Annotated in this window: 9 protein-coding genes and 6 tRNA genes; all 15 read left to right on the plus strand. The window is 38.4% G+C overall.

All coding sequences use genetic code 11. The annotated features are described in order from the left end of the window. The first annotated feature begins 57 nt into the window (after window positions 1–57). The 15 genes from EPJ90_RS02250 to pepF all read left to right on the plus strand — a co-directional run bounded on the left by EPJ90_RS02250 (window position 58) and on the right by pepF (window position 13,261). Window positions 58–2,205, plus strand: coding sequence for an ATP-dependent helicase (locus EPJ90_RS02250; RefSeq protein WP_200542526.1), 2,148 nt, complete (start codon window positions 58–60; stop codon window positions 2,203–2,205). Next, window positions 2,202–4,181, plus strand: a complete 1,980-nt coding sequence (gene ligA, locus EPJ90_RS02255) for an NAD-dependent DNA ligase LigA (RefSeq protein WP_200542527.1) — start codon at window positions 2,202–2,204, stop codon at window positions 4,179–4,181. Before EPJ90_RS02250 ends, ligA begins: the two co-directional genes overlap by 4 nt. Next, window positions 4,178–5,284 (plus strand): CamS family sex pheromone protein, encoded by a 1,107-nt coding sequence (locus EPJ90_RS02260; protein ID WP_161637017.1) that lies wholly within the window; start codon window positions 4,178–4,180, stop codon window positions 5,282–5,284. The genes ligA and EPJ90_RS02260 overlap by 4 nt, the downstream gene beginning before the upstream one ends. Window positions 5,285–5,292: 8 nt before the next feature. Next, window positions 5,293–5,589, plus strand: coding sequence for an Asp-tRNA(Asn)/Glu-tRNA(Gln) amidotransferase subunit GatC (gatC, locus tag EPJ90_RS02265; protein WP_125164176.1), 297 nt, complete (start codon window positions 5,293–5,295; stop codon window positions 5,587–5,589). Then, on the plus strand, window positions 5,586–6,938 hold the full coding sequence (locus tag EPJ90_RS02270) for an amidase family protein (protein WP_161637018.1): 1,353 nt from the start codon (window positions 5,586–5,588) through the stop codon (window positions 6,936–6,938). The genes gatC and EPJ90_RS02270 overlap by 4 nt, the downstream gene beginning before the upstream one ends. Continuing rightward, window positions 6,938–8,353, plus strand: coding sequence for an Asp-tRNA(Asn)/Glu-tRNA(Gln) amidotransferase subunit GatB (gatB, locus tag EPJ90_RS02275; protein ID WP_200542528.1), 1,416 nt, complete (start codon window positions 6,938–6,940; stop codon window positions 8,351–8,353). Before EPJ90_RS02270 ends, gatB begins: the two co-directional genes overlap by 1 nt. Window positions 8,354–8,391: 38 nt before the next feature. Next, window positions 8,392–9,069: a hypothetical protein gene (locus tag EPJ90_RS02280; protein WP_161637020.1), complete on the plus strand. Its 678-nt coding sequence runs from the start codon at window positions 8,392–8,394 to the stop codon at window positions 9,067–9,069. Window positions 9,070–9,158: 89 nt separating this feature from the next. Further along, entirely contained in the window at window positions 9,159–10,367 is a 1,209-nt protein-coding gene (locus EPJ90_RS02285; protein ID WP_161637021.1) for an O-antigen ligase family protein, read from the plus strand. 65 nt (window positions 10,368–10,432) lie between these two features. Continuing rightward, window positions 10,433–10,508, plus strand: a tRNA-Asn gene (locus tag EPJ90_RS02290). A gap of 7 nt (window positions 10,509–10,515) precedes the next feature. Continuing rightward, window positions 10,516–10,591: transfer RNA gene (locus EPJ90_RS02295), tRNA-Glu, on the plus strand. A gap of 238 nt (window positions 10,592–10,829) precedes the next feature. Continuing rightward, window positions 10,830–10,905 (plus strand) — tRNA-Asn (locus tag EPJ90_RS02300). Between the two features lie 8 nt (window positions 10,906–10,913). Further along, window positions 10,914–10,989, plus strand: a tRNA-Glu gene (locus EPJ90_RS02305). A 180-nt stretch (window positions 10,990–11,169) separates the two neighbouring features. After that, window positions 11,170–11,245 (plus strand) — tRNA-Asn (locus EPJ90_RS02310). Window positions 11,246–11,252: 7 nt separating this feature from the next. After that, window positions 11,253–11,328 (plus strand) — tRNA-Glu (locus EPJ90_RS02315). 133 nt (window positions 11,329–11,461) lie between these two features. Continuing rightward, entirely contained in the window at window positions 11,462–13,261 is a 1,800-nt protein-coding gene (gene pepF / locus EPJ90_RS02320) for an oligoendopeptidase F (protein WP_200542529.1), read from the plus strand. Window positions 13,262–13,312: the final 51 nt, after the last annotated feature.

Consider the following 13,312-nt stretch of genomic DNA (forward strand, 5'->3'; position numbering starts at 1 on the left):
TTAGTAAATGTCACTCAGTCAAACGAGTGAATATGCTATAATGTTAGCGGTGATAAAATGGATTATATTCAAGGATTAAATAAAGAACAAAAAGAAGCAGTATTAACAAAAGCAAAACATGTGCGTGTTATAGCGGGAGCTGGAAGTGGTAAGACTCGAGTTCTTACAACCCGCATCGTGCATCTCATCGCAGATCTTGGATATTATCCATCTAAAATCTGTGCAATTACATTTACGAATAAAGCGGCGAATGAAATGAAAGAGCGTATGGAAGCGATGTTGCCCGAAGCAATTCGTGTTCATACATCAACCATTCACTCATTATGTGTGCGTATTATTCGTGAAGAGTATGAAGCGTTAAATTTAGTTCGCAATTTTACAATCTTGGACACTTCAGATCAACAAGCAGTGATGCGCGAAGCATATAAACAATTTGACTATGATCGTAAAGATATTTCGTTCCGAGAGGCATTGACCTATATTTCAAATAATAAATTTGCAGGCGTTGATGTTGCGCAAGCGGAACGTATGGCGGGATCGAATTATCACGAACAGAAAAAAGTGAATTTATATCGTTTTTATGTGAATCGTTTGCATGAACTTTTTGCTTTAGACTTTGATGACCTACTTTTAGAAGTGAATCGTTTGTTTAAAGAGAATCTTGAAGTTCGTGATAAATGGCGTCGTCGCTTTGATGTGGTTTTAGTTGATGAGTTTCAAGATGTGGATCATGTTCAGTATGGAATTGTGGATGCACTTGTTGGTGATGAGAACCAACTTTATGTGGTTGGAGATCCTGATCAAACAATCTATACCTGGCGTGGAGCCAATGTTGATTTTATTATCGATTTTAATAAGAAATATCCCGATTCAGAAACGATTACCCTAAATCAAAACTATCGCTCGACGCAACACATTCTCGATAGCGCAAATACATTAATAAAAAATAATAAAGATCGTCCTGATAAAGCACTTTATGCAAATAAAGAAAGTGAATTTCCGGTACAGTATGCAACATTGGATGACGGTGATGCCGAAGCGTTTTGGGTTGCGAATCGGATGTTGGAGCTACACGATGAAGGGCATTCTTACTTAGATATGGCTGTTTTGTATCGTTCGAATTACTTATCGCGTGCACTTGAGAAAGTCTTGATGGCGCGTCGAATCCCTTATGTTATTTATGGTGGTTTACGATTCTACGACCAAGCTGAAATTAAAGACATGATGAGTTATTTACGGATGATTACACATGGTGATGATTTGGCCTTGCGAAGAAGTATCGCAATGCCTCGTCGTGGTATTGGTGAAAAAACGTTGGATACCATTATGTTTCAGGCAAGAGAACGTGGTATGACGATGTATGAGAGCATGCTCTATGATGTTCATCATCAGCAAGCAACGCCCAAGATACGAAACTATGTCATGATGATTGAAGATTTTCGCGAAATGGCCCAAGAGGCATCAATTGAAACGATTATGCAATATGTATTAAAACGAAGTGGACTTCGTGAACATTTCGAAAAAATTCAAGAACTGGAGCGCGTTGAAAGCCTCAAAGAATTAATTGGGGATGCACTAACGTTCCAAGAAAATTATGAAAATCCGAGTTTAGAAGAATACATTCAGATGGTGAGTCTCTATGGTGATAAAAGCGAAGTGGTGGAGGGCGAGTATGTCCGTCTCATGACCGTTCATGCAGCCAAGGGACTGGAGTTTGAGAACGTCTTTATTATGGGGCTCGCGGATAATATTTTCCCAAATAAAAACAGCATTCAAGAAGGTTCTGGAGGAATCCAAGAAGAACGCCGATTAATGTATGTTGCAATTACACGTGCGAAAGAACGGCTGTTCCTTTCAAATAATATTGGATACAACTTTGTTGCGGGCGGGTACGCGCGAGCTTCTCGATTTATTAAAGAAATGCACTTAGATGAAAAACCTTCAGGATTGGAAACGACGCCAACCATAACACGTAGTGAAGTTCAAGATACAATCAGTTCGTTTGAAAAAGCAGCGGGTCTTACGAAGTTAAAGAAAAAAATCAAATTTAAAAGTGGAGACCAGGTTGTTCATGATGACTTTGGCGAAGGCATCGTAATTCGTGTTGAGGATGATACGATTAAAATCGCCTTTAACTTCCCACATGGTACGAAAGTGATTTCAAGAAAATATACAGGCATTCGATTGAAGGGAGATATGTCATGATTAAAGAACGGATTTTAGCGTTACGAAAACAACTCCATCAGTATAATTACGAGTATCATGTTTTGGATCAACCAACCATTTCAGATGTCGAGTATGACCAACTGTTACTTGAATTAAACGAGTTGGAAGCACAACATCCTGAGTTTTTTGATGTTAATTCACCGACCCAAAAAGTTGGGGGTGCGGTTTCGGATCGTTTCTCAAAAGTAACGCATCGATTTCCGATGTTTTCATTGGGGAATGCGTTTTCGCGTGCTGATTTAGAAGCTTTTGATGAGCGTTTGCGTACTCAATTTCCGACTGTCTCATATGTTGTGGAATTAAAAATCGATGGACTTGCGATGTCCGTTGATTATGAAGATGGAATGTTTACACAAGCTGTGACGCGGGGCGATGGAACCGTCGGAGAAGATGTGACACAAAACATTCGTGTGATTGATTCCATACCACTTAAGCTTAATGTTGATGAAGATGTTACCGTTCGTGGTGAGGTGTTTATGCCCGTTAAATCGTTTACCCGGGTTAATGAATCGCGAAAAGAAAACAATGAGGTGGTTTTTGCGAATTGTCGAAATGCAGCGGCAGGGACAATTCGTCAATTAGACTCGAAAGTTGTGGCGAACCGAGGTCTTGATGGTTTTTGGTATACTTTGGTCAATGCAAAAGAATTAGGGATTACAAGTCAATTTGATTCGCTTACGTATTTAAAACAAATTGGATTTAAAGTAAATCCGGAAATCCGCTTATGCCATACCATGGATTCCGTTTGGGAACGCATTGAAGACATCGAACAAATGCGTGCATCCTTGCCTTATGATATTGATGGTGTCGTAATTAAGGTAAATGACTTTGCGATGCAGGAAGAACTTGGATTTACCGTTAAAACGCCAAGGTGGGCGATTGCTTACAAATTTAAGGCAGAAGAAGTGAAAAGTCGTGTTGAAGATATCTTTGTGACAGTGGGGCGTACAGGGAAAATTACGCCCAATGCGAAACTCACTCCGGTTCAGATTTCAGGATCGCTTGTAAGTTACGCAACCCTTCATAATGAGGATTACATTATGAACAAAGACATTCGTGTTGGTGATGAGGTTGTTGTTCGTAAAGCGGGTGAGATCATTCCGGAAATTGTTTCAGTTGATGTAACGCATCGAACGGATGTAATTCAGCCTTATCAGTTTCCTGAAGTATGTCCTGTATGTATGGGGCATTTAGTTCGATTTGAAGGAGAAGCAGATCATTATTGTGTGAATGTTGATTGTTCTGCGAAAATATCTGAGGCACTCGTTCATTTTGCGTCAAGAGATGCTATGAACATCGATACCTTAGGGGAGCGTCGTGTCTATCAATTGCATGATGCGAACTTGCTTAAAACGATCACTGATATCTATACCTTACATGAACATAAAGATGTTCTTGAGAAACTTGAGAAGCTGGGACCTAAAAGCACAGAAAAATTATTTGAGGCAATTGAAAACAGTAAAAACAATTCGGTAGAGAAGTTAATCTTTGGACTTGGTATTCGACATGTTGGTGCGAAAACATCCAATGTTCTCGCCGCTCACTACAAAAACATTGCTTCACTGATGAACGCAACGTATGATGAACTCATTGAAATTGATGAGATTGGTGGCGTAATTGCTCAGTCTGTTGTTTCATTCTTTGAAATTGATCATAATCGAGAATTAATTGAAGATTTACTTGAACGTGGCGTCAATGGGAATTACAATCATGTAGTAACTTCAAATAAATTTGAAGGCAAGAAGTTTGTTCTTACTGGAACATTGCAAACCATGGGGCGAACCGATGCAAAGAAAATCATTGAATCGTTTGGTGGTAGTGTATCAGGCAGTGTAAGCAGTAAGACGGATGTTGTTGTATATGGTGAAAGTGCTGGATCAAAACTGACGAAAGCTCAATCATTGGGCGTTAAAACATGGACAGAAGAAGAATTCTTGAATGAGGTGAACTCATGAAAATGAAAAAAATAATGATTGTTAGTCTGGTGGGACTCTTATTGATATCAGGATGTGCACGCCAAGAGACCAAGCCGGAAACAGATAAAGAAAATATTTCGGTTATTCAAGGTGGTAAAGGAGAATATTCAATCCTCACACCGTTTAAAACGTCGCCTTTGCGACAAAATTATGGCACAAACTTTAGAGAAGTGGACATGATTGAAATTGGACGGCGACTTCAAGATAAGTCAAAAGATCATTTTAATCCTGCCAACTTCAATATTTCAGAAGGGTCAATTATTAACGATGACCATTATGATCAACTGCTCCGTCATGAATCGAAGAATTATCCGTATGGTTTAAATCCGGTAGATGGAACGGAGTTTGTGGAAAAAGGACGTAAAATTCAAACACCCACATTTGTACGTGATGTCGTAGAGGTAAATTTCCATTCAGGTAATGATATCAATAAAATTGATGGTGTGGGGATTGCACTCGTCATGAAACGTGTACAAACCGAGGCGGGGACGGGACTCCCTGTTCGCTTATCGGATGAAACGCTTTATGAAATTGCAAGAACTTCGATTGGAAATCGACTCATCTCCTATTTACGTACGATTGAAGGGATGAGTGATGTACCCATTTACCTTGTGCTTTACGCACAAGAAAGTGATACAGACTCATTGCCAGGGAAATATTTACCTGGACGTGTCATTGGCGAGGGATATTTTGAATCGCGTGGTGGTCAATTTGAACAAACCAATGAAAAATGGACGCTCCTTGGGACGTCAGAAGCATCTGAAGAATATCCAGAAACCTCTGCTGATTTCTCCGTATTTAAACGTGAAGTTGTTGACTTTATGAATGACGAAAGTATTGGTGTAACCGGTAAGATGTTTGTGGTTGATAAAAAAGTTCAACAACTTGATATTGACTTAACAACAGGTGCAAAGACTTATCTTGAGATTTATGGACTTGCGCAATATGTGTCCGAGCGGGTCAGCGCATTTTCAGACATTCAAGCGCCCATAACCGTAAATATCAAAGTCTATCAAAATACACGAATGATTGTTCGTAAAGAACCTGGGAATAACAAACCCATTATTATTACAGTAACTTAGGAGGATTTATGAAAAAGTTAGATAAAGAGCTTATTGAAAAATTTGCTTCCGACTTGATGTTTCGTCTAACCGATGAAGAACTTGAGATGGTTGAAGCAAATGCTCATGTATTTGAACGTTATATTGATAAAATTCAGGCAATCGATACTGAAGGTGTCGAAGTGATGTCTTATCCTTTTGAAATGGAAACGACCTGGCTTCGTGAGGATGAACCCAATCATGTTATTGATCAATCCCTTGCATTTGAAAATGCACCGCGGGTTGAGGGGGATTACTTTGAAATTGTAAAGGTGGTTAACAAATGAGTAAATCAATCGATGAAATAATCGGCAATTTAAAAAAAGAAAATGAGCGTCTTAACGCGATTGTCAGTTTTGTAGATCCAAATGAAGCTAAAGCTGGTTTGATATCTGGATGGGATCTTGCTTTAAAAGATAATATTAATATGGAAGGAACGCTTACAACTGCTAGTTGTAAGTTGCTTTCAAACCATCAATCGATTTACAACGCACATGTTGTAGATCGCCTCTTAGATGAAGGTGCTGTTATTGTGGCGAAGACATCGATGGATGAGTTGGGGATGGGTGGTACAAATCTTTCTGCCATTACAGGACCCGTATTCAATCCATACGACACTTCACGAATATCAGGCGGGTCTTCAGGTGGTTCTGCGGCGCTTGTAGGTGCGAAAGCTGTTCGCGCTGCATTAGGAAGCGATACTGGCGATAGTGTTCGTAAACCTGCTGCATATTGTGGCGCTGTAGGGGTAAAGCCAACATATGGCCGAATTTCTCGCTATGGTGTGATTCCTTATGCGTCTTCCCTTGATCACGTGGGTTATTTCACCCAAAATGTAGCGGATGCAGCACGCCTTCTCGAAGTGCTTGCTGGACGTGATGATCGTGATATGACCAGTTCCATGGAGCCGGTTGAACCGTATTCACAACTTCTTGATATGGATTTAAACGGAAAACGCATTGGTATTTTTAAAACAGTTGAAGATGCAATCGAAAATGAAGCTGTTAAAGCATCATTTGGTCGTTTTAAGGAAGCACTTGTATCACAAGGCGCAGTTTTGGTTGAAAAAACAATCGATAAAACATTAATGCGTACAATGCTTCCAGTTTACAGTGTAATTTCAAATTCAGAAGCTGTAGCAAATCATGCGAATCTCGATGGTGTGCGTTTTGGGTTATCGCAAGAGGGTGATTCACTTGAAGAGATTATGAAGAATACGCGTACAAATGGATTTAGCTCACTTATTAAACGTCGCTTTATCTTTGGTGCCTTCGCATTAGATGATGCAAATCAAAAAGAAGTGTTTGACCAAGCGAAGAAAGTTCGTCGTTTATTAGTCGATGCTTATGCATCTTGTTTCGAAGATGTTGATATTATGGTCACATTAGCTTCAGGAACGGTTGCTCCAACGGTTGAGAATCAACCTATGGATGAATTATCCGATGCTTATCTGATTGGGGAAAACCATATGGTCATTAATAACTTTAGTGGTTACCCAAGTATGACGTTACCACTTGATCTTGTGGATGGACTTCCTGTTGGAATCAATATTTCGACACAACCCTTTACGGAAGCGAAAATGTTTGCATATGGACAAGCGTTTGAGGCATTAATTAACTGGAAGGGAGCATTTTAATGGGATACGAAGCAGTTATTGGAATTGAAATTCATTGTGAACTAAAAACACGTACAAAGATGTTTTCAGGAGCGCCCCTTGGGTACGGACAAAAACCGAATACCGCAATCAATGAAATTGATTTAAGTTACCCTGGAACCTTACCTCAGCTTAATAAACAAGCGGTGAACTATGGTGTTCGTTTATGTAAAGCGCTCAATTGTGAGATTGATGATCTCGTTCGCTTTGATCGTAAAAATTACTTTTACTCGGATTTACCAAAAGGATATCAAATTACGCAACAATTCTTTCCATTAGGTCAACATGGTCATTTTGATGTGCTTGTAGGTGAAACCGTAAAGCATGTACGAATTAACCGTATTCATATGGAAGAAGATACGGCTAAACAGTTTCATGAAGGGGATAAAACGTTAATCGATTTTAATCGTGCGGGAACACCTTTACTTGAAATTGTTACGGAAGCAGATTTTAGAACTGGTGAAGAAGCAGCGGCCTATGTGGACGCATTGCGATTATTGGTTGTATATTTAGGCATTTCTGATGGTCGCATGGATGAAGGGTCTTTACGTTGCGATGTCAACATTTCATTAAGACCTGAAGGGCAAGAAGCCTTTGGAACAAAAGTAGAAATTAAAAACTTGAATTCAACCAACAACGTTCAAAAAGCCATTGAGTTTGAAAGTGTGCGTCAGGCAGAAATTTTAGATTCAGGTCAACACGTAATCACTGAAACACGTCGTTTTGATGAAAAATCACAAGAAACAGTCGCAATGCGTACTAAAGAGACGGCTGTAGACTACCGTTATTTTGTTGAACCGAATATTGTACCTGTACGAATTGGTCAAGATATCCTTAACCAAACTTTGGTTGAATTACCTATGGCTCGCATTCAACGATATCAAGACCAAATGGGTTTAAGTTTATATGATGCGAGTGTCTTGGTTAAAAACCCGGAATTATCCGCTTACTTTGATGTATTAGCTCAAAAAACAGATGCTTATAAATTACTGGTGAATTGGTTAACACAAGATGTATTAGCGGTACTGGATCAAAAAGGTGACCGCAGCTTTGACGCATGGCTCAATGTTGATCACTTTGTTGATTTTATCGAAGCAATTCAATCCGGTTCTATCAATTCAAAACAAGCAAAACAAGTGTTTGCGAAATTTGTTGAAGGAAAATCTCCGAAAGCAGTAATTAAAGAATCGGGTATGGTTCAAATCAGCGACGAATCAACAATTACAGCGTGGATTGAAGACGTGTTGACTCAAAGTCCACAAGTTATTGAAGATTATAAAAATGGTCTTGATAAGTCCATTAAGTTTGTCGTTGGTCAAGTAATGAAGGTATCAAAAGGGCAAGCAAATCCTCGTGTAACCAATGAACTGGTTGTACGTGTGCTTGATAATAAATAGAAAATAATATAATATTTAAATGCATAAGGAGGATCGCAATGACAAAAAAAATGGATCCAAAGCAAAATAAAGAAGTTCAAGTTAAAAAACAAAAACAAACAAAAAAACATGACTGGTCTTATTATGCAATCATTATCTGTCTTGTTTTAATCCTAATTCCATCTCTTTGGTTGGGCTTTACAATCGTTAAGGCTTCAATCGAATCTGGAAAACCATTAACCGGACAACGATTCGCGAATGATCATGATCCTGAAATCTCGTCAGACCTTCAAAAAAAGGTCGAGGCGGCTTTGAAGGAGCGTTCGGAGTTTGAGTCTGTGAGCGTCTCGTTAAAGACAGCTACGCTTCGTATTCAGCTCAAAATGAAGCCCGATACTTCGAAAGAAGATGCATCTGCTTTAATTGAATCAGCATATGATCACGTGGTTGAAATTTTACCGGTGACCGAGTACTTCACAACAGTGGGCTCGAAAAAACAATATGATTTAGAAATTAATCTTTTCAACTTTACCGATGTTACTGAGGATAATCGTGGTGATTTTATTTATTACCAATTAGTAAAAAACGGAAATATGGAAGATAAGCAAATTCAGCTTGTTTCTGAGTCGAAAGATTCAGAACTTGTCGAACGTTTAAAAACAGAACAAGCTGAAGCAAAAGAAAAACAATCAAATGAAAACGGAGAACCGTCGAAAGAAGAGAAAAAAGAAGAGTAAATTATAGTGATTTCGCTTTATTGGATGGCTTCTTAGATTAAAGTGACACTATTGTAATAGTCGTCACTTTTTAATGTGGTAAAATATATATGATGAAAATAATAAAAGACTTCAGTACAAAAGTAAGAACACTGCTATCAGAAAACGTGATTTTTTTGATGATTATGGTGTTATTCTTACCAGATTATTTGCTATATCCAGCGGTCATTGTGGCAGGAATTTTTGTATTGTACGAATGGATTCGTTATAAAGGATTTAAATGGAGTTTGTTTTGGGTTCTATGGGCCTATCTCTTGGGTGTGGCGCTGTTGAACAAGAATATGCAAGGGGTTATGGGGACGTTATATTTGATCGTCTTAGTAGCCTATGCATTTGTTTTAAATCGAAGAATGAGCCCTAAAGAATACATGAAGATGCAATATTATATTGTTTGGTGTTCCTTATTTAACTTCTTCTTTAACTTTATCCGTTGGAGACCGGTCTGGTATAAATCGTTTATGGGATTGTTTGATGGTGTAATACAGATGGGGCATCTTCCATTTTATGGGGATGGATACTTTAGAGCGTACTCTACATTTGATAACCCCAACTTGTATGCGTTTATCCTTTTAATTGTTCTGTTGGTTTGTTTTAATCAACTTCAATTTCAAATAACATTTAAAAACTACCGATTGGGTGCCTTCTATGCAGGAGCTTTTATCATTAACCTCTATGCAATGTTTTTGACAGGTACACGATCAATTATCGTAGCGTTAATGTTTGGCCTTCTTACTGTAATTTTGGTTCAAAAAAAATGGACGCAATTTAAGGTGATGATTCTTTTAGGTGCGCTCTTAACCTTATTTATTCTATCGAGACCTGATTTGTTTCCACGATTTATGCAAATTGCTGAGCACAGCGGCATTCGCCTTGAGATTTGGGATAAAGCAATTCATCAAATTTTGAAAGAACCGTGGTTTGGTAAGGGTATGTTTACCTATGCATTGCTTTTCGATAATATTGATGCACATAATATTTTTATTGAAAGTTTCTTAAGTTTTGGAATTTGTGGGACGATGATTCTTGTCGCATTTTTAATTGAAAAATTACGTGATATATACTTAAATGCGTATTACTTAGACTACCCCTTAGCTTTAGGGGTGTTGGTCGCGACCATCATGTATGGGATCTTCGATATTCCCTTATTTGCGGTGCAAACGAGTCTTTTATTTGTTGCGGTTTTCTGTCTTCCCCGACGTCAACCGTCACAAATATTGATTCCAAAACCAACGCATGTTGAATTTATTGAAAAAACTTAAACTATTTTTAAAATATGCTTGTCAAGGCAATATTAGTATGGTATATTTTATAAGCACTTGGCGATGCTTGTTTAGCTCAGTCGGTAGAGCAACTGGCTGTTAACCAGTGGGTCGCAGGTTCGAGTCCTGCAACAAGCGCCATTTATATGGCCCGTTGGAGAAACGGTTAACTCACATGCCTTTCACGCATGCATTCACGGGTTCGAATCCCGTACGGGTCACCATAGTGTAAATAACAAACCTCATCGTTAAGATGAGGTTTTTCTTTGTCCAAAGGTATTTGTATGGGCACGGAAGATCCTTTGTTATCTCCTTAATTTAAATGAATTTCAAGATGCGACGACATCTAAATGAAGACCCTAAATCACACCTTCTTAAAAAGCGAAAATAATCAATTATTTTCACGAAAAAAGGTTGCTAAGTCGAGATGGGTATGGTATATTTTATGAGCACTTACGCGATGCTTGTTTAGCTCAGTCGGTAGAGCAACTGGCTGTTAACCAGTGGGTCGCAGGTTCGAGTCCTGCAACAAGCGCCATTTTATATGGCCCGTTGGAGAAACGGTTAACTCACATGCCTTTCACGCATGCATTCACGGGTTCGAATCCCGTACGGGTCACCAAAGTGTAAATTACAGGTTGCATCATAACGATGTAACTTTTTTTTAGAAATAAGGACATTACCGTCTTATAGTGACTGTAATTCACATATAATCAATATATTCAAAAAGTATGATTTATTTGTGAAATAATGCTTGCCAAGTCATATTTCGTATGGTATATTTTATGAGCACTTAAGTGATGCTTGTTTAGCTCAGTCGGTAGAGCAACTGGCTGTTAACCAGTGGGTCGCAGGTTCGAGTCCTGCAACAAGCGCCATTTATATGGCCCGTTGGAGAAACGGTTAACTCACATGCCTTTCACGCATGCATTCACGGGTTCGAATCCCGTACGGGTCACCATAGTGTCAATAACCTCACTTCTTAGGAAGTGAGTTTTTTTATTTTGTAGATTTATGTGTTTTTTAGCACAGTCAATCGTCTTGTGGTAAAATAGATGTAACGGGTAAAACCGCAATAGATAAGAGGTGTATTTATGTCGGATAAATATGAATTACCACTTCGAAGTGAAGTGGATATAAAAGATACATGGGATTTAACACCTATGTTTAAAGATGATGACGCATGGAATGCAGAGTTTGATGCGATTCAAAACGACTTAAGTGAAGTGGCTGCATATCGCGGTACACTCACCAAGAGCGCAGAGAGTTTATTAGCGGGTCTTAAATTTCGTGATGAATTAAGTTATCGTATTGAATTTTTATATGTTTATGCACATCTAAGTTTTGATGTCGATACCACAAACCCTAAGTATCAAGCAATGAATGCACGCGTACAATCGCTTCTTGCGCAATTTGGATCAAGTTTTTCTTTCTATGAAGCAGAAATTTTATCTGCAGATGAGGCGGTTATTCGCGAATATCTTGAATCAAATGAGGCACTCACTTTATATCATCACGAGTTTGATCGTCTTTTTAAATCAAGACCTCATATTCTTAGCGAGAAGGAAGAGCGTATTCTCGCATCATCAGGCGAAATCTTTGGCGTTTCTTCGCAAACATTTGGTATGTTAAATAATGCGGATATTCAATTCCCTACAATTAAAGATGAATCAGGAAATGATATTCAATTATCACACGGACGTTATTCACTCTTAATGGAGAGTGCGGATCGTCGAGTTCGTGAAGATGCTTTTAAAGCAATGCAAACAACGTATGGTAATTTAAAGAATACACTTGCAAGTACTTTATCAGGAAATGTAAAGGTTCATAATTTCAATGCAACGATTCGTAATTATGCATCAGCACGTCAAGCTGCACTTGCTGCAAATAATATTGACGAAGAAGTTTATGACTCACTTCTCGAAGGAATTCATAATAATATTGATTTACTTCATGATTATGTTGCACTTCGTGAAGATGCATTGGGTATTGAGGATATTCAAATGTATGATATCTATGTCCCAATGGTTGATGAAGTGGATTTAAAATTTACGTATGAAGAAGCACAAGAAGTAATTTTGGATGCCTTGAGTGTTCTGGGTGAAGAATATTGTGCAGTATTAAAACGTGCATTTAATGAACGTTGGATTGATGTTGTTGAGAATAAAGGGAAGCGATCGGGTGCTTATTCATCAGGTACTTATGGAAGTGCCCCTTATATTCTGTTAAACTGGCAAGAAAATATAGATAATGTCTTTACACTTGCTCATGAACTCGGCCACAGTGTTCACTCTTACTTTACACGTAAGTATCAACCTTACATTTATGGTGATTACTCGATTTTTGTTGCTGAAGTTGCTTCAACGACAAATGAAAATTTATTGTTGAATTACTTATTGGATCAATATGAGGATCCTAAGGTTCGTGCTTACCTGTTGAATCATTATTTAGACACGGTTAAAGGCACGGTGTTCCGTCAAACGCAGTTTGCTGAGTTTGAACACCTTATCCATAAATCAGACCAGGAGGGCGTTGCTTTAACGGCTGATTATCTCATTGAGTCGTACTACAAACTGAATCAATTCTATTATGGTGAATCGATCAGTACCCAGGAAATTGGTTATGAGTGGGCACGGATCCCTCATTTCTACTACAACTATTATGTTTACCAATATGCTACAGGATTTAGTGCGGCAACTTTATTCAGTGAAACAATTTATAATGGTGGCGATGCGACACCTTATCTTGACTTCTTAAAATCGGGAAGTTCTGATTATCCTATCAATGTCCTACGAAAAGCAGGTGTTGATATGACAGAATCAACAGCTGTTGATAAAACACTGGAAAAATTTGGTGAACGTATGGCGGAATTACGAACACTGCTTGTAAAATAGATAATAAAAAAAACGGAATCACACCCAATTTGGATGAGATTCCGTTTTTTC

This window comes from Erysipelothrix sp. strain 2 (EsS2-7-Brazil), from assembly GCF_016617655.1.
Classification (GTDB): domain Bacteria; phylum Bacillota_I; class Bacilli_A; order Erysipelotrichales; family Erysipelotrichaceae; genus Erysipelothrix; species Erysipelothrix piscisicarius.